24 protein-coding genes are annotated in these 25,606 nt (G+C 59.9%); 19 read left to right on the forward strand and 5 right to left on the reverse strand.

The genetic code is table 11. From position 1 onward, the window contains the following. The first annotated feature begins 53 nt into the window (after positions 1 to 53). A complete protein-coding gene (locus tag ACTHXA_RS10435) occupies positions 54 to 1,634 on the forward strand; it encodes a SulP family inorganic anion transporter (protein WP_441672084.1) in 1,581 nt (526 codons plus the stop codon). 12 nt (positions 1,635 to 1,646) lie between these two features. Here the strand turns inward: ACTHXA_RS10435 and ACTHXA_RS10440 are convergent, their stop codons facing one another. After that, a complete protein-coding gene (locus ACTHXA_RS10440) occupies positions 1,647 to 3,407 on the reverse strand; it encodes an ABC-F family ATP-binding cassette domain-containing protein (RefSeq protein WP_441672086.1) in 1,761 nt (586 codons plus the stop codon). Positions 3,408 to 3,584: 177 nt separating this feature from the next. Here ACTHXA_RS10440 and miaB point away from each other — a divergent pair, with 177 nt between their 5' ends. From miaB to ACTHXA_RS10470, 6 genes are all read left to right on the forward strand, one after another. After that, positions 3,585 to 5,141: a tRNA (N6-isopentenyl adenosine(37)-C2)-methylthiotransferase MiaB gene (gene miaB / locus ACTHXA_RS10445; protein ID WP_441672088.1), complete on the forward strand. Its 1,557-nt coding sequence runs from the start codon at positions 3,585 to 3,587 to the stop codon at positions 5,139 to 5,141. Next, on the forward strand, positions 5,132 to 6,067 hold the full coding sequence (gene miaA, locus ACTHXA_RS10450; RefSeq protein ID WP_441672090.1) for a tRNA (adenosine(37)-N6)-dimethylallyltransferase MiaA: 936 nt from the start codon (positions 5,132 to 5,134) through the stop codon (positions 6,065 to 6,067). The genes miaB and miaA overlap by 10 nt, the downstream gene beginning before the upstream one ends. Before the next feature lie 160 nt (positions 6,068 to 6,227). Next, positions 6,228 to 7,178: a metal ABC transporter solute-binding protein, Zn/Mn family gene (locus tag ACTHXA_RS10455; RefSeq protein ID WP_441672092.1), complete on the forward strand. Its 951-nt coding sequence runs from the start codon at positions 6,228 to 6,230 to the stop codon at positions 7,176 to 7,178. Next, on the forward strand, positions 7,179 to 7,919 hold the full coding sequence (locus ACTHXA_RS10460) for a metal ABC transporter ATP-binding protein (protein ID WP_441672094.1): 741 nt from the start codon (positions 7,179 to 7,181) through the stop codon (positions 7,917 to 7,919). Continuing rightward, positions 7,916 to 8,797, forward strand: a complete 882-nt coding sequence (locus ACTHXA_RS10465) for a metal ABC transporter permease (protein ID WP_441672096.1) — start codon at positions 7,916 to 7,918, stop codon at positions 8,795 to 8,797. The genes ACTHXA_RS10460 and ACTHXA_RS10465 overlap by 4 nt, the downstream gene beginning before the upstream one ends. Then, positions 8,794 to 9,699 carry a metal ABC transporter permease gene (locus ACTHXA_RS10470; protein ID WP_441672098.1) on the forward strand — a complete coding sequence of 302 codons (906 nt, stop codon included), beginning with the start codon at positions 8,794 to 8,796 and terminating at the stop codon, positions 9,697 to 9,699. Before ACTHXA_RS10465 ends, ACTHXA_RS10470 begins: the two co-directional genes overlap by 4 nt. Here the strand turns inward: ACTHXA_RS10470 and ACTHXA_RS10475 are convergent. After that, positions 9,611 to 10,291, reverse strand: a complete 681-nt coding sequence (locus ACTHXA_RS10475; RefSeq protein ID WP_441672100.1) for a metal-dependent transcriptional regulator — start codon at positions 10,289 to 10,291, stop codon at positions 9,611 to 9,613. The genes ACTHXA_RS10470 and ACTHXA_RS10475 overlap by 89 nt on opposite strands. A 39-nt stretch (positions 10,292 to 10,330) precedes the next feature. Between ACTHXA_RS10475 and ACTHXA_RS10480 the strand changes: the two genes are divergently transcribed. Together ACTHXA_RS10480 and ACTHXA_RS10485 are read left to right on the forward strand one after the other, a co-directional pair. Further along, positions 10,331 to 11,209 carry a diaminopimelate epimerase gene (locus tag ACTHXA_RS10480; protein ID WP_441672102.1) on the forward strand — a complete coding sequence of 293 codons (879 nt, stop codon included), beginning with the start codon at positions 10,331 to 10,333 and terminating at the stop codon, positions 11,207 to 11,209. Between the two features lie 118 nt (positions 11,210 to 11,327). Then, positions 11,328 to 13,487: a bifunctional metallophosphatase/5'-nucleotidase gene (locus ACTHXA_RS10485; RefSeq protein ID WP_441672104.1), complete on the forward strand. Its 2,160-nt coding sequence runs from the start codon at positions 11,328 to 11,330 to the stop codon at positions 13,485 to 13,487. Between the two features lie 233 nt (positions 13,488 to 13,720). On the opposite strand, the gene ACTHXA_RS10490 is transcribed toward ACTHXA_RS10485, so the two are convergent. Continuing rightward, positions 13,721 to 14,326 (reverse strand): class I SAM-dependent methyltransferase, encoded by a 606-nt coding sequence (locus tag ACTHXA_RS10490; protein WP_441672106.1) that lies wholly within the window; start codon positions 14,324 to 14,326, stop codon positions 13,721 to 13,723. A 37-nt stretch (positions 14,327 to 14,363) separates the two neighbouring features. Here ACTHXA_RS10490 and hflX point away from each other — a divergent pair, with 37 nt between their 5' ends. Further along, positions 14,364 to 16,025: a GTPase HflX gene (gene hflX / locus ACTHXA_RS10495; protein ID WP_441672108.1), complete on the forward strand. Its 1,662-nt coding sequence runs from the start codon at positions 14,364 to 14,366 to the stop codon at positions 16,023 to 16,025. A 101-nt stretch (positions 16,026 to 16,126) separates the two neighbouring features. Here hflX and lexA read toward each other — a convergent pair whose 3' ends face one another. Then, entirely contained in the window at positions 16,127 to 16,765 is a 639-nt protein-coding gene (lexA, locus tag ACTHXA_RS10500) for a transcriptional repressor LexA (RefSeq protein ID WP_441672110.1), read from the reverse strand. A gap of 259 nt (positions 16,766 to 17,024) precedes the next feature. Between lexA and ACTHXA_RS10505 the strand changes: the two genes are divergently transcribed. The 7 genes from ACTHXA_RS10505 to ACTHXA_RS10535 all read left to right on the forward strand — a co-directional run bounded on the left by ACTHXA_RS10505 (position 17,025) and on the right by ACTHXA_RS10535 (position 24,082). Further along, positions 17,025 to 17,375: a LysM peptidoglycan-binding domain-containing protein gene (locus ACTHXA_RS10505; RefSeq protein ID WP_441672112.1), complete on the forward strand. Its 351-nt coding sequence runs from the start codon at positions 17,025 to 17,027 to the stop codon at positions 17,373 to 17,375. 99 nt (positions 17,376 to 17,474) lie between these two features. Then, entirely contained in the window at positions 17,475 to 18,587 is a 1,113-nt protein-coding gene (locus ACTHXA_RS10510) for a histidinol-phosphate transaminase (protein ID WP_441672114.1), read from the forward strand. After that, positions 18,584 to 19,189, forward strand: coding sequence for an imidazoleglycerol-phosphate dehydratase HisB (gene hisB / locus ACTHXA_RS10515; protein WP_441672116.1), 606 nt, complete (start codon positions 18,584 to 18,586; stop codon positions 19,187 to 19,189). The genes ACTHXA_RS10510 and hisB overlap by 4 nt, the downstream gene beginning before the upstream one ends. Further along, complete coding sequence (locus ACTHXA_RS10520) at positions 19,186 to 19,926, forward strand: imidazole glycerol phosphate synthase subunit HisH (protein ID WP_441672118.1); 741 nt, start codon at positions 19,186 to 19,188, stop codon at positions 19,924 to 19,926. The genes hisB and ACTHXA_RS10520 overlap by 4 nt, the downstream gene beginning before the upstream one ends. A gap of 78 nt (positions 19,927 to 20,004) precedes the next feature. Beyond that, on the forward strand, positions 20,005 to 20,754 hold the full coding sequence (gene priA, locus ACTHXA_RS10525; protein ID WP_441672120.1) for a bifunctional 1-(5-phosphoribosyl)-5-((5-phosphoribosylamino)methylideneamino)imidazole-4-carboxamide isomerase/phosphoribosylanthranilate isomerase PriA: 750 nt from the start codon (positions 20,005 to 20,007) through the stop codon (positions 20,752 to 20,754). A gap of 4 nt (positions 20,755 to 20,758) precedes the next feature. Then, entirely contained in the window at positions 20,759 to 21,619 is an 861-nt protein-coding gene (locus tag ACTHXA_RS10530; RefSeq protein WP_441672122.1) for an SseB family protein, read from the forward strand. Between the two features lie 9 nt (positions 21,620 to 21,628). After that, complete coding sequence (locus tag ACTHXA_RS10535; protein WP_441672124.1) at positions 21,629 to 24,082, forward strand: HAD-IC family P-type ATPase; 2,454 nt, start codon at positions 21,629 to 21,631, stop codon at positions 24,080 to 24,082. Between the two features lie 12 nt (positions 24,083 to 24,094). Here the strand turns inward: ACTHXA_RS10535 and ACTHXA_RS10540 are convergent, their stop codons facing one another. After that, positions 24,095 to 24,430, reverse strand: coding sequence for a DUF1844 domain-containing protein (locus ACTHXA_RS10540; RefSeq protein WP_441672162.1), 336 nt, complete (start codon positions 24,428 to 24,430; stop codon positions 24,095 to 24,097). 308 nt (positions 24,431 to 24,738) lie between these two features. Here ACTHXA_RS10540 and infC point away from each other — a divergent pair, with 308 nt between their 5' ends. Together infC and rpmI are read left to right on the forward strand one after the other, a co-directional pair. Beyond that, on the forward strand, positions 24,739 to 25,368 hold the full coding sequence (gene infC, locus ACTHXA_RS10545; RefSeq protein ID WP_441672164.1) for a translation initiation factor IF-3: 630 nt from the start codon (positions 24,739 to 24,741) through the stop codon (positions 25,366 to 25,368). Further along, positions 25,368 to 25,562 (forward strand): 50S ribosomal protein L35, encoded by a 195-nt coding sequence (gene rpmI / locus ACTHXA_RS10550; RefSeq protein WP_441672126.1) that lies wholly within the window; start codon positions 25,368 to 25,370, stop codon positions 25,560 to 25,562. Before infC ends, rpmI begins: the two co-directional genes overlap by 1 nt. Positions 25,563 to 25,606 lie beyond the last annotated feature (44 nt).

The following is a 25,606-nucleotide window of genomic DNA, read 5'->3' on the forward strand; positions in this document are numbered from 1 at the left end:
ATCGAATTCTGCCGCGCGCCGCAGATTACAAGGGCTTTCGCACAAGTTGGCGCGTGGATATCACTGCGGGAGTCACGGTTGCGATCGTTGCGCTCCCACTCGCGCTGGCATTCGGTATCAGCTCCGGAGTCTCGGCAGCCGCAGGTCTCGTGACCGCGGTCGTTGCCGGGCTTGTCGCCGCGATCTTCGGGGGCTCGAACGTCCAGGTGTCTGGACCCACCGGTGCCATGGCGGTCGTGCTTGCTCCGGTGGTAGCCGTCCACGGAGCCAGCACCGTACCGCTGTTGGCGATCATGGCAGGTGCAATGCTCGTCCTCATGGGCCTCTTCGGGCTCGGTCGGGTGGTGTCCCTGATTCCGTGGACGGTGGTGGAAGGGTTTACCCTCGGTATCGCCATCATCATTTTTCTCCAGCAGGTGCCGATGGCATTCGGTACCACCGCCACAGTCGGGCTCAATCCTGCGCTGGCTGCGGCGGAAGCGATTGGACAAGCTGACTGGTCCATTGCTTGGCAAACCGTCCTCATTGTGGTCATCACTTGGCTTCTCATTGTCTTGCTGCCACGAATTCACCCTGCCATTCCCGCCAGCCTCCTCGCAGTAGTCGTCGCAACGGTGATCGTTATCGCGTTCTCGATGGCGACCCCGCGCATTGGCGAATTGCCCTCGGCGCTTCCCGCACCGTCAATTCCGACATTTGAGATGAGTTCACTCAGCTCCTTGATCGGACCAGCAGTATCCATTGCGTTGCTCGCAGCCATCGAATCCTTACTCTCCGCACGCGTGGCCTCGCGGATGGCTGACACGGGACCGTATAACCCAGACCGCGAACTCAGCGGCCAGGGTCTCGCATCCATCGCTTCCGGAATGTTTGGCGGCATGCCCGCGACGGGTGCAATCGCACGCACCGCGGTCAACGTGAAGACGGGCGCGAGGACTCGGGTGAGCTCCATCGTCCACGCCCTGCTGCTGTTGCTCGTGATTTACGTGGGTGCCCAGTTGGTCTCCACCATTCCGCTGGCCGCACTTGCGGGCGTGCTGATGGCCACCGCAGTTCGGATGGTCGCGCCGCGCACGATCAAAGCGGTCCTCCGTGCGAGCCGTTCCGACATTCTCATCTTCTTCACGACCGCGGCAATCACCGTCGCGTTCGACCTCATCGTGGCGGTGTGGATTGGTATTGTCGTTGCCGCCATTGTCGCGCTCAAACACGTTGCTGACCAGGCCGGAGTCCGACGCGAAGAGCTTCCGGGCGAGCGTGTTGACGGCGATGAGCGCATCGCACTTGTCCGAATCGACGGCGCCATGTTCTTCGGTGCAGCCGAGCGACTGCAACGCGAATTCGATGAATTTACCGGCATCGAAGTCGTCATTATTCGTCTCTCTCACCTCGGTGGACTCGACTCCACCGGCGCAAACGCCCTCGTAGAGATCATCGAAACCTTCGAAACCCGAGGGGTCACGGTGCTTATCAAGGGCCTCCAGCCGCGGCACCGACAAATGGCTGGGGCGTTTGGGGTCTTTTCCGCCTTGCGCGATGAACGACACGCGTTCGATACGCTCGAGGATGCGGTGGCTCACGCGCGGAGCCATATTGCGCGTGGACCGTGGCGCGATCAAACTCGGAAGGCATAAGCATCCTGACCATCACAGACTTGGTGCGGGCGAGAGCGAGAAGGACTCGCCCTGCCACCGATCACGGAGCCAACGGTCGTGGCTCGCGATGACGACTGCGCCAGGGTAATCAAGGATTTCCTGCTCGAGTTCTTCCGCAAGCGCGAGCGCAAGATGGTTCGTCGGCTCGTCGAGCAGCAATAGCTCCGGTGGTTCAGCGACGAGCTGCGCCAAAGCGACCCGCCGCCGCTGCCCGTAGGACAACTCGGCAAGTGTCAGTTCCGACGCCTTCTCGTCCAATAAGCCGAGTGCTGTTAGCGACGGTGCGTGATCGGGATCCCGCAGTGCGGATCGATAGGCGGCGGTGGCTGTGATGCTGAGGTCATCCCACGTGTCGTATTGGGCGAGCAGCCCCACGGTGCCGAAGCGGGTCGCCGTTCCAGAATCGGGGTCGATTGCGCCGGCCAATATGGCCAGCAGCGTCGACTTTCCCGCGCCATTCGGTCCCTCAACGAGGATGCGCGATCGCGCTTCGATCTCCAAGGACACGGGATTTAACCGTCCCGATACAGAGACAGATTGCAGTGACGTAACTTGCTTTAGGGCCGTATCCACTGTTTGTGTTGCGCCAGGCTCGGTGCCGGTGCCGGTGCCGGTGCCTGCGCCGGTGCTGCCGCCCTGTTCCCTGGCAAATCCAACGAACCGCAACGGCGCGGGTGGTTTCGGCACTGCTGTGCGGTCCAACGCCGCGAGCTGATTCCTGGCCTGTCGCAGCCGATTACCCACCGTTTTTGCGGCACGATCCGCTTCGAATTTCGCGGTGATCCGTGCTTCATTGCGCGGCTGCGTCGTGTGGAAGATAGTGCGCGCATCCACGTCAAGTACCTGCTGCAGCCGGGCTCGTTCCCGCTGCTCCGCTTCGTAGGCGTTCTGCCAGCGGGTGCGCTCCCGATCTCGAGCACCGAGGTAGGCACTGAACCCACCGGTATAGCGGCGCCCTTGGACGTAACCGTCAGTCGGTCCACCGGGACCAACAGCGAAATCGAGGTCGACGATGCCGGTAGCCACCGCATCCAGAAAGGTGCGATCGTGACTCGCGAACAGCACCGGACCGCGCCAGGATCTGAACTCTTGTTCGAGGAACCCGAGCGCATCATCATCGAGATGATTCGTGGGTTCGTCCAGCAAGATCGCCGTGGGCTGCTCGAGCAAGAGTGACGCAAGCGAGAGACGACGGCGTTGACCGCCGGACATTTCAGCGATTAGGTGATGCTTGGGGAAATCTGCCAGACCGAGCCCGGCGAGTACCGCGTTAATTCGTGCGTCCAATTGCCAGAGTCCGGACTGTTCGGCCTCGATAAGCGCCAGTTCGTAACGATCAGCCGAATTCGGATCGGATAAATCCATAGCGGCTGCTTCAAGCCGATCGCCGATCGCACGAATCGGCGCGACGGCGCGGTCAATCACGTCAAGAATTGAGGTCGCTGGCGCGGGTTCGAGTTCTTGGGCTAAGGCGCCAAGTGAATCTGGTCTGTCGATCGTGCCGGTCGCCGACTGGGCATCGAGCGAACCGGTGATCACACTGAGCAGCGTGGACTTCCCCGCGCCATTCGCACCGATAAGACCGATTGTCTCGCCGGGGGAGACCGTGAGATTCACGTCTTGGAGGACACGACGGGTACCGCGCAGCACGGATACACCGTCGAGCTTGAGGTGCCTGGCGGACCGGAACTGCAGCGCGGACACCGCAGGCGTATTCGAGAAAGTTGCTGAAGATGGATGTGACAGGGTCACAGTGGAACCTCTATTCGAGCCGGTGGCTCGCTAAGTCGGGGACACCCGCCGGGCTTCAGAACGCCACAATCGATGTGGCTGCCGCAGTCACGGGTGAGGGACTCAGTACAACTTCATGCCGAACATCCTAACCACCGAAACCCACATGCGCCAAGAGGCCCGTAGAATTGGCACATTATGACCGCAACTGCCACCGTTATTCAGCCCTCACCCGCAGCCATTGGCCCAGATGGCGAGCCGCGGAGCTTCTTTGTGCGCACCCTTGGTTGTCAAATGAACGTGCACGACTCAGAACGCATCACGGGATCGCTGCTCGCAGCCGGTTATGTCGAGTCGCAAGAGCCGGAAGCAGATGTCATCGTCATCAACACGTGTGCGGTGCGCGAAAACGCTGCCAATAAGCTCTACGGTAATCTCGGCTACTTGGCGAGCGTCAAGCGAGAACACCCGGGAATGCAAATTGCGGTCGGTGGTTGCCTCGCACAAATGGAGCAGCGCAAGATCGTCGAGAAGGCTCCCCAAGTGGATGTGGTGTTTGGCACCCACAACATGGGTTCGCTCCCGACCCTGCTCGAGCGTGCACGACACAATGCTGAGGCTGAAGTCGAGCTGCTTGAGGTGCTCGAGACCTTCCCCTCGACGCTGCCAACGAAGCGTGAGTCAACCTATTCGGGTTGGGTATCGATCTCGGTTGGCTGCAATAACACGTGTACCTTCTGCATCGTGCCGGCGCTGCGCGGTAAAGAGAAGGATCGCCGCCCCGGTGAGATCCTCAGCGAAGTGCAGGCGCTGGTCGACCAGGGCGCGATCGAGGTCACCTTGCTGGGGCAGAACGTGAACTCCTACGGCGTTGAGTTTGGTGACCGGCAGGCGTTCTCCAAGCTGCTGCGCGCTTGCGGTGAGATCGAGGGGCTCGAACGGGTTCGCTTTACCAGCCCACACCCCGCTGCGTTCACCGATGACGTGATCGACGCGATGGCCGAAACCCCGAATGTGATGCCGCAGCTGCATATGCCCCTGCAGTCGGGTTCCGACCGCATCCTGCGCGCCATGCGTCGCTCATATCGGTCGAAGAAATTCCTGGGGATTCTCGAACGCGTTCGCGAGCGGATGCCGCACGCCTCAATTACCACCGACATCATTGTGGGCTTCCCCGGCGAGACCGAAGAGGACTTTCAGGAGACCGTGCGGGTCGTTGAGGCTTCGCGCTTCTCGACGGCGTTCACATTCCAGTATTCGATTCGCGAGGGTACTCCCGCTGCGACCATGCCGGACCAGGTACCCAAGGAAGTCGTCCAGGAGCGCTTCGAGCGTCTTATGGAATTGCAGAAGCGAATCTCGCTGGAAGAAAACCAGGCACTTGTGGGTACGACGCAGCAGGTCATGGTGGCCGCAGGCGAGGGGAAGAAAGACGAGTCCACCCACCGGCTCACGGGACGAGCCGAAGATAACCGACTCGTTCACTTTGCCGTCCCCGAGGGTTCGGACACTCCTCGCCCGGGTGACGTGGTGAGCGTGGAAATTACCCGCGGGGCCCCGAGCTATCTCGTTGCCGATGACCCCTCAGGTGCGCCACTGCGAGTCCGTCGCACTCGGGCGGGCGATGCTTGGGATGCTGCGCAATCAGCATCCTGCGGGGCACCGACGGGTGGCTCCGGAACCGGTGGCGCGGTTAACCTCGGCCTGCCGACGCTTCGCATTGGTGCGCCGAGCTCGCCTTCGAAATGGCAGTAGCCACAATCGCCGAAATCATCGTCATTGGCGGCGCCACGGGTACCGGCAAGACGAATCTTTCACTCGACGTCGCGGAACGGCTGCACGCGCTAGGTCGCCCCGCCGAGATCGTGAATGTTGACGCGATGCAGTTTTATCGCGGCATGGACATTGGCACCGCCAAACTCGCGCCTGAACTTCATCGCGATATCCCGCATCACCTTTTTGACGTCCTTGACGTGACCGAACCCTCGACAGTGGCCTGGTATCAACCGCTGGCGCGTGAGACGGTATCGGGAATTATCGAGCGCGGTGCGGTGCCCATTCTTGTCGGCGGTTCGGGGTTGTATATTGCCTCGGTCGTGTTTGACCTTAGGTTCCCGGGGCGAGACCCCCAAATTCGCGCGGAACTCGAGCGTGAACTCGAGGAGTGGGGGCCGGGGATGCTCTTCGACCGTTTGCGAGCGTACGATCCGGAAGCTGCCGCGAAGATGGACCCGAAGAACGGTCGACGGATCGTTCGCGCGCTCGAAGTGATTCGCGTGACCGGGGAGAAATTCTCCGCGCAGCTACCGGAACAGGATGCGTGGTGGCGGCCAACTGCGATGGTGCTGACAGAGGTACCCCGCGAAGAGCTGGTGCCGCGACTCGATGAACGCGTGGTCGAAATGTGGCGGGACGGCCTGGTCGAGGAAACGGCGGGGCTGCTGGCAGCTGGACTCGTGGAGACGTCGACCGCGGGGAAAGCGATTGGGTATGCACAGTCCGCGCGGCAACTTCGCGGGGAGATGACCGAAGCGGAGGCGATTGCGGAGGCACAGCTGCTCACCCGCAAATTTTCGCGCCGACAGGTGTCCTGGTTCCGCCGGTATGACACGGCGATTCGCTTGCGTGCGGATGACCCTTGGGCAGCGACCCGGGTTATCGAACATGCGGGGCTCGGCTAGCAAATTCACGCCAGAGGATGGCTGTCGGAGGGCATCCGGCGGTCTTTAACGCGCCAATTTAATAAGTTGCTCCCGCGAAGACTTGAATGTTTGGCATCCCAAACATAAGGTATTGATCACGAACGCGGCAGTGGGGTTGCGTGTAAGTGAAGGGATGGACATGAGTCGGTTGATGCGACGTGCGGGGGCGATTGCGGGCGTAGTACTGCTAGGAGGATTGGGGCTGACCGCCTGCGCATCCGCAGATGATTCGGGGACCGCCGATGCCGATGTGTTCACGGTATATGCCACGACCGGATACCTTGCGGATGCCGTGGCGAATATTGCGCCCGACGCGGAAGTAATTACGATGGTTGGTCCCGGTGGGGACCCGCACACGTATCAGCCGAGCACACAAGATATCGAACAGATGCGCGAGGCTGATCTCGTGCTGTGGAACGGCCTGCACCTCGAAGCGCAAATGATCGACCAGCTCGAGAGCTTTGGTGACGATCAGCTCGCGGTCGGCGAGCACATCCCCGAAGACCTGCTCTTGCCGTGGCCCGAGACCGACGACGACGGTAACGCGCTGCATGATCCACACATTTGGAACAGCCCCGAAGCTTGGGCACTCGCCGTCGAACTCGTTGCAGACAAACTCGGTGAAACCAACCCGGACGGCGCTTCGACCTATGACAGCAACGCGGATAGCTTCATTGCCGAAATCGAACAGGCTGCTGCCGATGCGAATGCACTTCTCGAGCCAATTCCCGCAGAAGACCGGATCCTAATTACGGGGCACGACGCGTTCGGCTACTTCGGCAGCACTTTCGACTTTGAGGTGTATGCGACCGATTTCATCTCCACTGATGCGCAGCTCAGTGCGGAAGAATTGAGCGATCTCGCGGACCTGATTGCGGACAACGAGGTCGCCACCATCTTCCTTGACAATCAGGCCAACCCGCAAGCGATTACCAGTCTGCAGGAGGCCGTCACTTCCCGCGGGTGGGAAGTCAACGTGGCTGACGCTGAACTCTACGCCGACTCCCTCGGTGCTGAAGCAGGCGTCGACACCTATCTTGGGGCCTTCAACCACAACGCCACTACGGTTGCGGAAGGCTTGGGACAGTAGTTGCACGCGTGTGAGATTCGTGCGTTAGAGGTCGCCTATCACACCGGTACTGTGCTGAGTGACGCGACGCTCGATGTTCCGAGCGGGATTGTTCTGGGGATTGTCGGGCCCAATGGTGCGGGAAAATCCACACTGATTCGCGGTGCCCTCGGCTTGGTGAAGCCGGTCGCGGGTGAGATTCGGTTCTTTGGCGAACCCCTTCGACGAGTGCGGAACCGCATCGGGTACATGCCCCAGTCCACCGCGGTGGACTGGGATTTTCCCACCACTGTGTTCGACGTGGTGCTGATGGGGACCTATGGCGACCTCGGTTGGATCAAGCGCGCGGGAAAGGTTGAGCGACAGCGCGTTGTGGCCGCACTCGAGCAGACTGGGATGTCGGAATTTGCTGATCGTCAAATAGGCGAGTTGTCTGGGGGACAGCGACAGCGCGTTTTTCTGGCGCGAGCGCTCGCGCAGGAACCTGATCTCTATTTCATGGACGAACCGTTTCAAGGCGTCGATGCGAAGAGTCAGCAGGCGATCGTGGATGTCTTGCATGTCTTGCGCGAACAGGGCAAAACAATTGTCATGGTCCACCACGACCTCACGACAGTTCGCGAATACTGCGATTCCGTGGCGCTTGTGAATGGCACGGTAATTGCGAGCGGCCCGACCGACGTCACATTTACCGTCGAGAATATTCGCAAGACCTATGATGCGGGGTCGGCGAATGACGCGTTCTTGGCGGGAATTTCGTGAGCCTTTTTGAATTCTTCGCAAATCACACCTATCGCATGGTGTTTTTCGGCGCCAGCATCATCGGAATGGTTGCCGGAGCGTTAGGAGTATTCGCGTATTTGCGGAAGCAATCGTTGATGAGCGATGTCGTCTCCCACGCGGCACTACCTGGCACACTCGGAGCGTTTCTCTTTGCCGTGGTGGTTCTCGGCGTTGACGGTCGAAACATGCTCGGACTCATGTTCGGCGCGATACTCGTAGGCATTGTCGCAGTGGCCTGCGCGAATGCGATCCCGAGTCTGTCGAAAATCAAAATTGATACCGCAATGGCAATCGTCTTATCGGTGTTCTTCGGCGCCGGGATGCTCTTGAGCCGGATCATTGCGAATGGTGCATATCCGGGTAAAGGTGGAATTCAAGACTATCTTTTCGGGAATGCTTCGGTTCTTACCTGGGCCGATCTTGTGACGAGCATCACGGTCGGTGGACTTGCGCTCGTTGTCGTCATTGTATTTTGGAAAGAATTTTCGCTGCGTACGTTTGACAGTGATCAATCGTCGATGCTGGGTTTCAATCCACGCGTGATTGACTCACTCATGTTTGGAACGTTCGTGGTCGCGATTGTGATCGGAGTGAAGGCTGTTGGTCTCGTGCTCATGGTCGCCGTCGTGGTCACCCCGCCCGCAGCAGCCCGCCAGTGGACCACGACCCTGCGCGGCACAGTCATCCTGTCCGGCGTGATCGGAGCAGCTTCGAGTGGAGTTGGTGCCTACCTTTCGATCGCGCTGGGCAGGATCCCTACCGGGCCGCTCATTGTATTAACACTCTTTGCGGTACTAGTTATTTCGTTGCTCTTCGCGCCGAAACGCGGCCTGGTGTCAAAATTGGTGACCGCATGAATTTTGCAATTTCAGTGATGGTGTTGGCAGTGATCACGGCAGTTGCGTGCGCAATTCCCGGCGTCTTTGTGGTCTTGCGAAAAAACTCAATGCTCGTGGATGCGATTGGGCACGCTGTGCTTCCCGGTATCGTGATTGGTTACTTTTTTGCACGCGATCTAAATTCACCGTGGCTTATTTTGGGCGCGGCGCTATCGGGACTCTTGGTCGTATTGGGAAACGAATATCTGGCACGGACGCGGTTGATCAGCGGGGATGCCCCGCAGGGGCTAATCTTCCCGGCACTGTTCAGCGTGGGAGTTATTATGGTGACGCTCAATTTCGGCAGTGTGCACTTGGATACGCATGCCGTTTTGGTCGGTGACCTCAATCTCGCGGCCTTTGATCCCACGTATACGACATTGATGCTTGCCGTGCTCGTCTTTAATGTGCTGTTCGCCGTGGTCTGTTATCGACCCTTGAGAATTAGCACGTTTGATCCGGAATTTGCCGACACGATCGGGGTACGTTCGCGGCTCGTCAATACCGCATTTATGTTCACGGTCTCACTCACCGTGACCGCGGCATTTAATGCGGCGGGGGCGATACTGGTCATCGCGCTGGTGGTTATTCCTGCGGCGACCGCGTACTTATTGACCGACCGATTGCCGGTGATGTTCGTGTTGACGGCGCTTATTGCGGCGGTGGGAGCAATCCTTGGCTTTTGGCTAGCGTACGCATTGAATGCCGCAACGAGCGCAGGGATGAGCGTGTTCTACGGGGTGATTTTTGCGATCGTGCTCGTGACCACTCGACTCGCGCGCAACCGACGCATCAGGAGTCGGCGCGCTGCGACACCCAAATCGAATCCGTTGCCGGACGACCGAGAGCCGTATCAGTCGTTTTCTCGGTATCAACGTTGATTGAGGCGGAATACGGTGCCCCGGTGCGGACCCACAGCACCGCTCCGACCACGATGCCTTTGTCCGCAAAGAACCGCAGCAGCTCGGGGTCGTCATCGGAAATGCGCTCCACTACGTAAGCACGTTCAGGCTCGACCTGCGTGAGGGACTTCGCCTCCGGAAACACCATCGCACCTGAGCTGGAGGGAATCGGGTCCCCGTGGGGGTCACGTTCGGGTGATCCGAGCACTTCGTTCATCCGCTCAACCATGAAATCAGAGACGGCATGTTCGAGGCGGTCCGCTTCGTCGTGCACCTGGTCCCATCGATAGCCGAGTGATTGCACGAGAAAAGTTTCAATGAGTCGATGCCTGCGCACCATCGTGACCGCGTATTCGGTACCCAGCTTGGTAAGCGTGATTGACCCGTAGGGAGCATGTTCTACGAGGCCTTGCGCCGCGAGTTTTGACATCGCTCCAGACACGGTCGACACTCGCAGCCCAGTGCGCTCCGCAATATGCGTGGGTGTGACGGGCTCCTCGGACCATTCTCGGAGGGACCAGATGACTTTGAGGTAGTTCTGGGTGCTCGCGGTCAGGTCAGAAACAGACATGTCCGGAGCTTAACAAATCGGCCCACTAATATTGCTGCTATGCCACGCATCGAGTTCACGAAGGTCGAGGTGCTCGGCAACGACCTCCTCGTAATTGTCGACCCGGAGGATGCGCAGCAACTCGCGAGCCCCGATATCGCTCGGCTGTGTGATCGTCACCTCGGAGTGGGCGCCGATGGGGTGGTGCGGATGCTCCGCAGCGCTCGAATTCCCGAGGGTCAGCGTGTCCTCGAAACCGCACCCGAAGCCGAATGGTTCATGGATTATGCGACCTCGACGGGAGCGACCGAAGCGTTCAGTGCGAACGGACTACGCGCCATGGCAAGGGTCCTGACCGATTCCGACCTCGTCGAGCTTCCGAGCGGAGAGACGCTTGCGATCGCAACGCGAGTCGGGGTCAAGGATGTGCAGCGCAACTCGACTGGCGGGTTCCAGACGGACTTGGGGCGTTGGCGACTCGCAGGTGGCGAACCCTTGGTCTCCGCTCGTGGAATTGCGGTGGCGCGACCGGGGCTCGGTATCGAAGTCGGGCTGCCACACGTGGTCGTGGCACTCTCGAGCGAGGAAGAGCTCGAGGAACTCGACTTGCGTGAACCTCCGGAAGTTGATCCACCGCATCCTGCCGGCTTGACCGTAGCGTTCGTGGTTCCGGGCGACCCACTGGTGAAGAACGGTGTGGGACAGCTTCGGATGCGGGTCTACGAGCGGGAACTTGGTGAGACACGGTCCAGCGGTACCGCGGCATCCGCAGTTGCGCTGGCGGTACGGCACTGGGCAGGGGAGGGAGCTCCGCATCACTGGCGGGTGGAAGCGCCCGGCGGTGCGCTCCAGGTGCGAATGTTTCCGACTGAGGAAGGCGAACACCTCGGGCAAGCCGGTCCCGCAGAAATCGTGTTTTCGGGCAGTATCAACATTTAATTCGTCACCGGGTGTTCATATGGTGCTCGTTACCCAGTTGACCGACCGATCTATTCTCACGCAAGTGCCGGTTCTCGCTGGCGCGCATCCTTCTTGAGAATGGAGTTCTTTCTTGCGAATGAAATCAAAGATCGCTGCAGGCATCCTCGCAGCCGGATTTGCCATCAGCGGTCTGCCCGCAATTGCGAGCGCGACACCAGTAGCGCCCACGACCCTCAACGAGGATGGCACCGTCACGATTCAGATCATCAGCACCAACGACGCGCACGGTCGAATCGGCGAGATGACCGTGCCGTGGGCCGGCGCTATCGAAGAAGCTCGCACCGAAAACGAGCACTCGCTCTTCATCAGCGCGGGTGACAACCAGGGTGCGAGCCTCTTTGCCTCGTCGATTGCGAACGATGAACCAATCATGGATGTGTTCAACATCATGGAGCTCGACGCCACGGCCGGTGGCAACCACGAGTTCGATAAGGGCATGGAAGACCTGCAGCGGATTGAGGACTACCTCGGACTGCCACAGCTCGGTGCGAATGTGTATGACGCGGACGGCAACGCCGTGATGCAGGAATACGCGATCCTCGAAACCGCTGGCCTCAAAGTGGGCGTAATCGGCACGGTCCCGAACGATCTCTCAACACTCGTCTCGGAATCGGCGATCGCCGGACTCACGATCGGTGACGAGGTGGAAGCCACGAACCGCGTTGCCCTCGAAATCGCGGACGAAGTCGACATCATTGTGGCATCGATGCACATGGGGAGCCCTGTCGGCGAACCCGAGGGTGCGACCTGGGATAGCGAACGCGCCAAGCCGGGTTTCATGCAAAAGATCGACACCGAACTTACGCCGCTCGTCGACGTGGTGCTCAACGCGCACACGCACCGCGTGTACAACTGGGAAGACACCGTCGAAGAGACCGGCAAAACCCGTCCCGTTGTGCAGACCGGTGAGTACATGAACAACATCGCGGTCATCGAGGTCACATACGACCCTGCCACCGGTGAGGTTGTTGACTTCACGAGCGAAATTCGCCCGAAGTCGTCGACTCCCGTGGACGAACTCATTTCGACCTACCCTCGAGTCGCGGAAGTCGACGCCACTGTCAAGGCCGCGATCGAAGAAGCAGCAGTGCTCGGTGAGGTTCAAGTCGGTTCGATTACAGCAGACATCACGCGCGAGGGTGTGAGTGGCGAAGACACGAGCTACCCCGGTGAATCTGCGCTTGGCAATCTCATCACCGACATGTTCCTGCGGGAGGGCGAGATCTACGGGGCTGACATTGCCATGGGTAACGCCGGTGGCGTCCGCGCCGACCTGCTCTACGGTGATGATGGCGTGGTTACGTATTCGGAGCTCCAGGCAGTCATGCCTTTCGTGAATAACCAGTTTGTGGTCGACCTCTCCGGTGCGCAGGTGATTGAACTGATCAATCAGCAGTTCCAGAACGATTCGTACAACCACATCAGCTTCTCGAGCAACCTCACCTACACCTACAATCCTGAGGCAGCGGATGGGGACAAGGTTGTGGACGTGTTCTACGACGGCGCACCGATTGACCTCGACGCAACCTACGGCATCATCACGTACGGCTTCCTCGCCACTGGAACGACGGGCTTCCCGGTATTCCAGGATGCGATTGCGAGCCAGGACACCGGTCAGATCGACCTCGACATGTTCCGCGACGCGTTCGAACCGTCGATTGCCGGTGAGCCGATTTCTCCTGATTTCGCTCGTCGCACCGCGCAGCTCAACGGTGCCCCAACCGGGGCAGTTGAACCCGGCGGAACGGTAACCTTCCAACTCGGTGACCTTGACCTCACCTCGGCCGGAACCCCACTCGCGGCTGAGATCACCGGCGCGCTTGTATCGGCTCAAGACCCCATGAACCGTGTCGAGCTCGGTAACTTCGCGGCAACTGATGGCGCCGCAGAGATCTCCTTCGAGGTCCCCGAGGTAGCTGGCGGTGACTGGCTCATTGAGCTTACGGTCGCCGAAGCCGGTACCGTCGTGCGTGTTCCGCTCACCGTGGATGCTGCTGGCGGCACTACACCGCCGACTGACACCACCGGTGCCACCGAGACGGCAACCACTACGCCAACCGGTGGCGAGGACAACGGCTCGGGCGACGACAAGGGCTCAGACAATGGCAAGGGCGACTCGGACGACAACCTCGCCCAGACCGGTGCGAGCCCCTTTGCTGTGGTCTTCCCGGCACTGGCAGTTGTTGCTGCGGGACTCCTGCTGCACTCGATGCGCAGCGCCCGCATCACCAAGTAGCCGAGCTGGCGAAAGCCCAACTCACCGCTCGGCAACAGCATCTGCAGCCCGGTTAGTCGAAGTGAAAGTGAACGCCGATCGGTCGCGTGGTGTTGGAATCCGGCATTGGAATGCAACACCACGCGACCGATCTTGGGTTTTCAGCGGGTGCTAGCTTGAACGCCGACTGAGTAGCGATTCATTTTGTCAGCGTGATGCAGCCAACAACACGCACTTCTTGGCGCTGGCTTTGCCTAGAGTCGGGCGACGCGAAGGATGCGGAAGCCACCTGAGGTGGAGTCACGGGTCACCTCATAGCTTTCTCCAAGCGACGCTGCGAGCCGCTTCTGCAGCGAGTCCGCACCCAAGTTCTTCCCGACAACTAGCCACGCTTCACCTCCCGGGACTAGCCGCGGCAACCACTTCGCCAGCAACGCGTCCAAGGCCTCTTTGCCAATTCGGATTGGCGGGTTCGACCAGATGACATCAAATTGCATGTCTTCTGGTATTTGTTCCGCCTTTAGGGCGCGCACCCGAGACAGTCCGTGGCGCTGCGCATTCTCGTTCGTGAGTTCGATCGCACGCTCATTGACATCGACAGCCCAGACATCCAAATCGGGAGAATCGAAGCCGAGCGCGAGCGCGATCGGCCCCCACCCGCATCCCAAGTCGAGCGCATTACCTTCAGAAGGCGCCTGCGGGGCTTCATCAAGGAGGATGCGTGTTGCCCGGTCGAGATGATCGCCGGAGAATACCGCGTTCGCCGTGGCAACGGAGATGTCACGACCTCGTAATGTGATGTCGAGTTCGCGTTTACGCTCTTTGGCTTGCGGATTCTCCGCAAAATACTGTTCGGCCATGTCTAGAAGGTATCGCAGGGCGTAGACTTGCTCGAACATGCTCAAAGACCACGACGAACACTTTTCCTATTCTGACCCTGATGTTGACGACCGCAATGAAGCCATCGTCGATCGGGTACTCGCTCGCGAAGAATCGCAGCGAGGCAAAACAACGCTCTTCACCAGCGGACGTGCTGAGGCGCTCGATAATGATGCGGATACGACATACGACTCTGAAATAGATGGTCTGCAGCTTGAACGCGAAGCGCGACGCTCTCTACAGACGGTTGACGGCCTTTCCACGGAGCTCGAAGACGTTACCGAGGTTGAGTACCGACAGGTCCGCCTCGAAAAGGTCGTCTTGATCGGTGTGTATCCCGCTGGCACACAGCAGGACGCGGAGAACTCCTTGCAGGAACTGGCGGCGCTTTGCGAAACCGCTGGTGCCGTAGTGCTCGATGGCGTATTGCAGCGTCGACCGAATCCCGATCCCGCGACCTATCTCGGCCGAGGTAAAGCGGACGAACTCGCGGACATTGTTGCCGAGACCGGAGCCGACACAGTGGTCGCCGACACCGAACTCGCGCCCTCGCAGCGACGTGCGCTCGAGGATGCGGTGAAGGTTAAGGTAATTGACCGCACCGCAGTCATCCTGGACATTTTTAGTCAGCATGCGAAGAGCCGTGAGGGTAAAGCCCAGGTGGAACTCGCGCAGCTTGAGTATCTCTTGCCGCGACTTCGTGGTTGGGGTGCTTCGATGTCTCGTCAGGCCGGTGGTCAGGTCGGCTCTGCCGGTGCAGGTATGGGATCCCGCGGTCCCGGTGAGACGAAGATCGAACTGGACCGGCGACGCATCCACACGCGTATGGCAAAGCTTCGGCGCGAAATCGCCGGGATGAAGACAGCTCGTGATACGAAACGTGCCCAGCGGGAGCGGAATCAGGTGCCAGCCGTTGCGATTGCGGGTTACACCAACGCCGGCAAGTCCTCACTGCTCAATAGGATTACTCGCGCGGGAGTCCTCGTTGAGAACCAGTTGTTTGCGACGCTGGACGCGACGGTGCGACGAACCGAGACCGCAGACGGTCGCCCATACACAATCGCGGACACTGTGGGATTCGTCCGGAACTTGCCCCACCAACTCGTGGAGGCGTTTCGTTCCACGCTTGAAGAGGTCGCCGAGGCAGATGTGCTTGTTCACGTTGTGGATGCCTCGCACCCCGACCCCGCGGGGCAGATCCAGACGGTTCGCGAGGTCATTGGGGAAATCGATTCCCGGCACATCCCTGAACTGATTGTGTTCAATAAGGCCGATCTGATCGATCGAGACACCGAGATAGCCCTTCGTGGTCTGGAACACGAATCAGTATTTGTCTCCGCCCGTACCGGTCAGGGCGTGGACGAGCTCCTCGAAACGATTGCCGAGATGCTTCCGGTCGCGGAAATTGAGGTGGAACTCATCGTGCCGTACGACCGTGGTGATCTGGTGTCCCTGCTGCACAATTCCGGTGGCGTGCTCGAAGAGTCGCATGAAGCTGACGGCACCCACTTGCGTGCTCGAGTGCACGCAGACCAGCTCGGTGCGATTGAACCGTTCCGCGTGGGTGGGGAAGGTGCGCCGGAACGCACTCGACCGACAGTCCGTTCGAAGCCACGCGTCAATGATGAACGACCCAGTACCCGAAAACTCGAGTTGCCGCGTCACGATCAAGCAAGCTAACGACTTGACGCGATCTTGAGTCAGATGAGTGAGGCCGCCCGGGAATCTTCCCGAGCGGCCTCACTCATCGCGCGCAGATTCCTTACGCGAAAGGATCTGGACTACACCGAACGCATTACCGCTACGACGCGGCCAAGGATCTGTGATTCGTCACCGAGGATGGGCTCATACGCGGAGTTTCGGGGGAGAAGCCAGGCGTGACCATCGCGCTGACGGAACACCTTCACAGTGGCCTCACCGTCGAGCATTGCGGCGACGATCTCGCCGTTCTGGGCAGTGTTCTGCTCTCGGACGACAACCCAATCGCCATCGCAAATCGCGGCGTCCACCATCGAATCTCCGGACACCTCGAGCATGAAGAGGTCCCCGAGGCCAACGAGCTGGCGAGGTAATGGCATTACGTCTTCTACCTGCTGCTGCGCGGTAATCGGTACGCCAGCAGCAATTCGCCCAACAAGCGGCACGAGCGCCGTCTCTGCCGGGGCCGTTTCTTCGGTCTCTTCTGCGACCTGCGGCATGTAGAGCAGTTCGATAGTGCGTGCCTGATTCGAGTTGCGGCGAAGATACCCGTGCTTCTCCAACTGGGCGAGTTGGTGTGAAACCGAGGATGAGCTGGCGAGGCCAACTGCGTCACCAATTTCACGAATCGTGGGGGCATAGCCGTGGCGGTTCAGGTGCTCGGCAATGAAGCCGATGACCTGCTCCTGCTTGGCGGAGAGGGGCTTGATTGTGGGTTTCATGGTGCGCTCCTCGGCTTCCTGGTGGGGAAGAACCATCGAATGTCGGTGGCTCGTGGTCTTGTCCTCTTGTGTCGCTTTTGACTCTAGTGGGGATACCTCGAAAATCAAACAGATATTCGAGCGTGTCGAGAAAAAAATTCGAAGAAAATCCTTGCGAAAACCATCGTTCGAAGATAAGTTTAGAACAGACATTCGGAACAGGGTTTCGATCACAACAATCGAACAACCTGCTCAAGTGTTTACCGAAGGGAGAAAGACCATGACTGCAATGTCGCTCCACGACACTTCTCGTAAGCGTGCCGGTCTGAAGCTGACTGTGCGCGGGCGCCGTGTGCTCGCAGCGTTGCTGTTGGCGCCGGTCGGCCTCGGTATAGGTATTGGTGTCGCCCAAATGCCAGCTGCCTTCGCTGGTGATGATGCCGTGGCCCAGGGCGCGCACGAACAGTTCGAAATGCACACGGTGCTCGCGGGTGAATCGCTGTGGGATATCGCCGGGGGGATCGCGGGGTCCAGTGATGTTCGCGATGTAGTCGCGGAGATCATGCGCCTCAACGGGCTGTCCGACGCTTCACTACAGGCTGGTCAGCAACTCGCGCTGCCGAACCTGTAGTGCTCTCCGCGGGTGAAGTTTGTGCCGTGAACGTCGCCTGCGTGCGCAGACAACTCCGCACCTGCCCAGGTATTTCTGCCGCCCGTCTAAGATAGAGCGGTGACTTCCCTAGATGAGCTACCACTTCGTGATGACCTCCGCGGCATCGCACCCTACGGTGCACCGCAAGAACCGGTGCGGATTTCGATCAATGTGAATGAGAATCCGTACTCGGTGCCCGAGGAAGTAGCGACTCATGTGATCCAGCACATCGCCCGTTCTCTTCCGGGCCTCAATCGCTACCCTGACCGAGAATTTGTCGAACTCCGCGAGAAGCTCGCACAATATCTCGGTCACGGCATCTCACGCGAGCAGGTCTGGGCGGCGAATGGTTCGAATGAGGTCCTGCAGCAACTGATGCAGGTCTTCGCGGGCCCAGGCCGCACAGTCATGGGGTTCAATCCGACCTACTCGATGTATCCACTGATTGCTCGAGGCGTCGGGAGCGAATGGATCGGCGCGGAGCGTGACAGTGACTTTGAAATCAGTCCTGAAACCGCGCGGAAAGCGGTAGCGCTCCACCAGCCTGATGTGCTGATCCTCTGCAGCCCCAATAATCCCACCGGTACCGCACTCTCTCTCGAGACTATTGCGGCAGCCTATGACGCCGCTCCGGGAATCGTGATTGTGGACGAGGCCTATGCCGAATTTCGACCCGACGGCATGCCCTCGGCGCTCGAGTTGCTTCCAGGTCGTCCCCGGCTCGTGATCTCACGCACGATGTCAAAGGCGTTCGCATACGCAGGCGCACGTCTCGGCTACTTCGCCGCGGATGCGGCTGTGGCGGATGCGGTTCGACTCGTCCGGCTGCCGTACCACCTGTCGGCAATCACCCAGGCCGCGGCAAGCGGGGCGCTCGACTATAGCGATCTCATGCTCGCCCAAGTTGACCTGATCCGCGAGCAGCGCGATCGACTCGTCGAAGAGATTGCGAAGCTTGGCTACCGAGTATACCCATCCGCTTCGAACTTCGTGATGTTTACCGGAGTCGAAAACCCGAACGAGATGTTCGAAGAGTTCTATCGACGCAGCATTCTCATCCGCGATAACGGCATTCCAGGCTGCCTTCGGGTCACGGCGGGTACGGAAGCTGAAACTACAGCGTTTCTCGACGCCCTCGCAGAAATCACCCGCGAGCGTCCAGAACTTCAAAGCAAGGAGGCAACCCGATGACCGAGGCACGCATTGCCACGGAGACACGGAAGACAAGCGAGTCCACCGTGGAAGTGACGATCAATCTAGACGGTACCGGCAAGGCCGATATCGACACATCAGTACCATTTTTCGATCACATGCTCACTGCGTTCGCGAAGCACTCACTGAGCGATCTCACCGTGCGATCGACCGGTGACATCCACATCGACGAGCACCACACGATCGAAGACACCTCGATCGTGCTCGGCGAAGCGATCCGAAAGGCGCTTGGTGACAAGCGCGGAATCGGCCGCTACGGTGACGCGCTCGTCCCACTTGACGAAGCTCTCGCACAGTGCGTGGTGGATGTATCCGGACGGCCCTTCCTCGTGCACTCGGGCGAACCGGCAGGTTTTGAACTGCACCGCATCGGCGGTCACTTCACTGGGTCAATGGTCCGCCACGTATTTGAAGCGATTACATTCCACGCAGGACTCACCGTGCACATGCGTGTGCTTGAGGGCCGTGACCCACACCACATTGCTGAGGCAGAGTTCAAGGCGTTCGCGCGCGCATTCCGTGCCGCGAAGCGACTCGATCCGGAGGTGGACGGCATCCCGTCGACCAAGGGTGCACTGTGAGCCGACCCAGTGTAGTCGTGTTCGACTACGGCTTTGGGAATGTTCACTCGGCAGTGAAGGCGCTTGAAGAGGCTGGTGCCGACGTCACTCTCACCAAGGATCCGGAAGCAGCGATTGCTGCGGACGGCCTACTCGTGCCCGGAGTCGGTAGCTTCGGAGAAGTGATGAGGGGGCTGGAACAGGCGCACGGGCCCATGATCATCGATCAGCGGCTCGCCGGAGGCAAAGCCGTCCTTGGCATCTGTGTGGGCATGCAAATCATGTTCGAGCGAGGATTCGAAGGTGTGACGGTGCCACAGGCACCACTGCTGATTACGGATGACGCGACCTCACGAGTGCACGCGAGCGATGCCGCTTCATTCTGGTGGGACGAGGAGCCGGAGGATCAGGCGCCGGGAATTCCGGGACTGGGACAGTGGCCCGGCGTGGTGCGGCAACTTGAAGCAGCTCGGCTGCCACATATGGGTTGGAGCAAAGTAGAGGTGCCCGCCGACAGCAAGCTGTTCCGCGGCATCGAAGATGAGCGCTTCTACTTCGTGCACTCCTTCGCCGCGACCGACCTCGAACTGGACGAGATCCTCCCGCACGCCATTCCGATCAAATTGACGCACTCGGTCTACGGTGAGCGCTTTTTAGCCGCAGTCGAGAACGGGCCGCTCAGCGCAACCCAGTTCCATCCCGAAAAATCAGGCAACGCGGGCATCCAATTACTCCGAAACTGGATCGCATCGCTTTGATTCCCGCAACTGCGCCAACTACGCTAATGCGGTTGCCACAGCTCCGCTGCGCAAACTACTTCGACCCAAGGACAACCCGTGAGTGACTTCAACGATTCGCCGGCTTTGACGCTCTTCCCCGCAATTGATGTGGCTGATGGTAAAGCGGTCCGACTTGTGCAGGGGGAGGCTGACTCGGCCACCTCCTACGGTGATCCCGTGGAGGCTGCCGCACAGTGGCTAGAACAGGGCGCCGAGTGGATCCACCTCGTCGACCTGGACGCTGCCTTCGGCCGCGGCGATAACCGAGATGTGATTCGTCGCCTCGTCGAGAAATACGGCGAGAGTGTGCAGGTTGAACTCTCGGGCGGAATCCGTGACGATGAATCCCTCGAAGATGCCGTCGCCATGGGGGTCAAACGCGTCAACCTCGGGACCGCAGCGCTGGAAAACCCCGAGTGGGCGGCCAGCGTCATCAGCACCTATGGAGAGCTCATCGCCGTGGGCCTGGACGTACGCGGCACCACGCTCGCAGCGCGCGGTTGGACCCGCGACGCGGGTGACCTCTGGGATGTTCTCGAACGACTCGAAAATGCGGACTGCTCACGGTACGTCGTCACGGATGTGAACAAGGACGGGACCCTGAAGGGACCGAACCTCGAACTGCTCCGCCAGATTGCCGAGCGCACCGACCGGCCGATCATCGCATCCGGTGGTGTCTCCAGCCTCGATGACATTGCTGCGCTCCGCGAGCTGGCATCGATCGGTGTGGAAGGTGCAATCATCGGCAAGGCGCTCTATTCCGGAGCATTTACACTTCGCCAAGCACTCGACGTGGCGGGCAATTAGCTTCATGGTCAAAATCCCTCCGCACCTCCACGGTGGCCTGTCCGATTCCGCCGGACAGCCCTGGGAGGGACGTTCCTTTAGCGACACTCCGAACCCGTGGCAAAATGACGACGGAACGGCGCCGAAGGAACTCGCGGAGGCATTGCGGAAATTCCGCGCCGGTGAGGCTTCTCCGGTCGAGGTAGTGGATGCGCTGCGAGACACGCGGCTGTTGGTGCCGTTGGTCGCCGAACTTGGCGAAGAAGGACTCAACGACCAGGGCGTAAAAGTCGATAAATCGGCAGATTTGTCGATTGTTACCGTGAAAGCTCCTGACGGTCGCGGTGTGGTTCCCGTCTTTTCCTCCGTCGACGCAATGAAACGCTGGGACGACACGGCGCGCCCGGTGCCCGTAGAATCGCGGCGGGCCGCGCTTGCCGCTGTTGACGAAGGACACGACCTCCTCATCCTTGATCCGGGGAGTCCGGACACCGAATTTGCCGTACGCCGTCCCGCAGTGTGGGCAATATCCCAGGCGATAGACTACGAACTACCCTGGCGCGATCCAGAAGTGGTGGCCCAGGTCCAAAAACTGCTTGGCGCCGAACCGCGTCTCCTCGGAATCGATCTCGTGCCGGGCGATCCTAAATCAGTCTTTGCCGGACCGGAGCTCGTCATCGCGCTGCACGTCGATGCAGCACTGGACGAGGCGTCCCAACAGGCGGTGCTCCAAAACGTGCAGCAGACAATTTCCACGACCGTGGAACTCGTGGAGCGCGTCGACTCACTCGCACTGCGTCTCGATCGGGTCAAAACGAACCCGATACCTTCGAAGGAACAAGCCCCGCCTAAAGCAGGGTTGTTCCGCCGACGCCGGCGCCGTTAATCTCAGCAGATGACAAGCGAACTCCCGCAACCGCAGGTGGCCGGAACCACTCACGGCCATACGACAATGCGGGGATTGACCGCAGCCGCCGTGGAGCGATCCCGAGCCGAACACGGTCGGAATGTGCTGCCGGTGAATTCGAGTCGATCCATGTGGGAAATCCTGCGCGCCAACGTTTTCACGCTCTTTAACGGCATCGTCGTGGCGTGCTTCCTGCTCCTCGCGATACTGGGCAGATGGCAGGACGCGATCTTCGGCTTCTCCGCGGTAGCCAACTCGATCATTGGGGTGTGGCAGGAGTATTCCGCAAAGCGGCAACTCGATAATCTCCGCGTACTCAGCGCCCCACACGCCCGCGCCTATCGTGACGGTGAACTCGTGGAACTTGTCCGTGAAGATCTCGTGGTCGGTGACCTGATTAGTGTGCGGGCGGGGGACCAGGTTCCCGCGGATGCGCGAGTCCAATCCACTTCGGGGCTACAGGTAGACGAATCGCTCCTCACTGGTGAAGAGGATGCGGTGGACAAGGCGCAGGGCGATCCACTGCTATCAGGAGCGATTGTGGTTGCGGGCAGCGGTACCGCGGTGCTCGAGCGCATTGGCGCGGAGTCGTTCGCGGCAAAGCTCACCACGGAAGCGAAACAGTTCTCGCTCGTGAACTCCGAAATTCGCAACGGCCTGAACCGGGTGCTGCGCATCGTGGCAGTGCTCCTGCTACCCGTCATGCTCATTGTCGTCAACGGTCAAATGCAGGCATTCGGTGGCTGGGAAGCAGCAATTCAATCCGGCGATTGGCGCGACGCTGCCGTGGGTGCAGTGGCCGCTGCCATCGCGATGGTGCCACTCGGACTACTGCTCATGACCTCGGTGGCGTTTGCCGCCGGCGCGCTCAAACTGGGTCAACGCAAGGTGCTCGTGCAAGAACTCCATGCCGTGGAGGGCCTCGCACGAGTGGATGTGCTGTGCTTCGACAAGACCGGCACCCTCACCGAGGGCGGCGTGATGTACAACGATACGCATTTGGCCGCTGATCCAAGCTTGGGCTGGGAACGAGCCCTCGCATCCCTAGCCGCAGATGAAGGCGCAAACGACACCGCACGGAGCCTCGCCGCAGCCTATCCGGACACCTTGGCCACGGAAATCCGGCACGAAATCGCGTTTAGTTCGCAGCGAAAATGGTCAGCGGTCAGTCTCGACACCGAGGAGGCGCCCGGCGCCTGGATCCTTGGGGGACCTGATGTGATTTTGCAGCCCGGACTCGACGACGCACTGCTCGAGAAAGTCGCCGAGTTCGCGAACACCGGACTGCGCGTCGTGGCGCTCTGTCACACCTCCGAACCGCTCTCGGCCGCGAGTGTCAAAGCGGAGCGGCTGCCATCGAACCGACGCGGGGTACTCATCCTCACGCTGCGCGAACGCATTCGCTCAGATGCCGCACAAACCGTGAAGTATTTCCGTGAGGAGGGCGTTGAACTCCGAATCATCTCCGGTGATGACCCCCGTACCGTGACCGCAGTCGCACGCGAGGTTGAACTGATCCGCGCCGATGAATCGGGCATCGATGCAAGAACACTTCCGGAGGCCTCGGAAGAGCTCGCCGAGGTGATGGAGCACAACCGAGTCTTCGGCCGGGTGAGCCCGACCCAGAAGCGCAATATGGTGCGAGCCCTGCAATCGCGTGGGCACGTCGTCGCCATGACGGGCGACGGTGTGAACGACGTCCTCGCACTCAAGGATGCGGACCTCGGCATTGCCATGGGACACGGTTCGGGCGCTTCGAGAGCTGTCTCGCGGCTGACGCTGCTCGACAATCAGTTTCAAGCGCTCCCGGACGTCGTGCTGGAAGGACGCCAGGCGATCGCCAACGTCGAGCGACTGTCAATGCTCTATCTGTCGAAAACAGCCTGGGCGATACTCATTGCCCTCGTATTCGGGCTGCTGCTCTGGCGCTATCCATTCGAGCCGCGTCAAATGTCGCTCCTTGACGGCATCTCGATCGGCCTGCCGGCATTCGTGCTCGCGCTGCTCCCGAATTCGCGTCGTTACCTCACCGGATTTTTCCGCCGGGCGATTGCCTTCGCGCTTCCCGCGGGGATTGCAATCACGGTCGGTATTCTCGTCACCGGGATCGCGAGCAACACCTATGAGCAAACGACCGCACAACAACAGACCGCCGCATCCATTGTGCTCGCGGTGATGGGACTGTGGATTCTCGGGATGGTCTGTCGACCTTTCCGTCCCATTCTTGCGCTCGTCATGCTGGGCAGCATCGCAGTGCTATTTGTCGCGCTCTTTACGCCGCTGACCGTCTGGTTCTTCGGGTTCGCATGGCCGGATGCGCCGGTGCTGTGGGTGGTTGGGATCGTCTCGGTCCTGGGCTGCGCAGTCCTCGAGGTACACGGCCAACTACGGATGCGCAGCGCAAGCCGAGAACTCGAGGCCAGCGAAGAAAAATGGGCCTAAACCGCGCGGTCGCTAGAAGACCGGACCGGTGTAGTCCTCACCCGGGCCCTTCCCGACTGGGTCCGGCACCGTGGATGCTTCGCGGAACGCGAGCTGCAGCGACCGCAGGCCATCGCGGAGCGGTCGAGCATGGTGGTCACCGAGGTAGGGCAGCGACGCGGTAATGAGCCCTGCGAGGGCCGAAATCAGCTTCCGTGCCTCATCAAGGTCGAGGGTGGTGTCACCCTCTTCAGCAAGCCCGAGGTTTACCGCAGCGCCACTCATGAGGTGTACTGCCACCGTGGTGATCAACTCAACGGCGGGCACCTCAGCGATATCACGCAACTGCGCATCCAGTTCTTCGGACATGAATGCATAGGTGTTTGCCTTGCCGTCGACTGGTTCCTCGGGCTGCGAATTCGATTCGGTCAATGTGTTCCTTTCGGGTGAAACTCTGATAAGCTAGGCGCTGGAGTTTGCACAACAAGCTCCAATGACAAAGAGGATTCGTCCCACCCGCGCTTACCGCTCAAGGTTACCGGGTCTACCGCCAGAATATTTTCGCTCTGGCTGCCGTGTGTGTTGGCGTCGGTAATTGTTGCGACGGTCAGCGCCGGTGAGGTGAGTTCTTTTGTCCACCCCGGTGAATTTTTCACACATGAGCAAAGGAGTCATCCATCAGCGAACCCCGCACCAATGACCGTATCCGCGCACGCGAAGTTCGAGTTGTCGGGCCAAGCGGTGAGCAGGTCGGTGTCGTCAAAATTGATATGGCACTGCGTCTCGCGCAGGAAGCCGATCTTGATCTCGTTGAAGTATCCCCGAACAGCAATCCGCCCGTTGCCAAGATCATGGATTACGGCAAATTTAAGTACGAGGCTGCGCAGAAGGCGAAAGAAGCTCGACGCAACCAGGCGAATACGGCGCTCAAAGAGGTCCGTTTCCGTTTGAAGATCGACGACCACGACTACGAGACCAAGCTCAAGCGAGCAATTGGCTTCCTCGAGTCCGGCGACAAGGTGAAGGCAATTATCCAGTTCCGCGGTCGTGAGCAGTCACGACCCGAAATGGGAGCAAAACTGCTGCAGAAGTTCGCTGAGGATGTTGCCGAGTTCGGCCACGCCGAAAACCGTCCCAAGCTTGATGGCCGCAACATGGTGATGATCGTCGCCCCGGAGAAGAACAAATCCGAGGCGAAGGCACAGCAGAATGCGCGCCGTACTGAGCAAAAGCAAGCGGCAAGAGCCGCGAAGAGTGCCGCACCAGCACAAGCTGACGCGGCTGAACCAGAAACCAAGGAGAACTGATGCCGAAGCAGAAAACCCACTCGGGTGCCAAGAAGCGCTTCAAGGTCACCGGAAGCGGCAAGATCATGAAGCAGCAGGCCGGCATGCGCCACAACCTCGAGGTGAAGAGCGCTAAGCGCAAGGCTCGCCTCAACCAGGATCAGGTGCTCGCTCCGGCAGACGCCAAGGTCATCAAAAAGATGCTCGGCAAGTAACGCCAGCTTTCGATTTACACCCCAAGATTTTTTAGGAGAACACT

It is taken from the genome of Gulosibacter sp. (assembly GCF_052090685.1).
Classification (GTDB): domain Bacteria; phylum Actinomycetota; class Actinomycetes; order Actinomycetales; family Microbacteriaceae; genus Gulosibacter.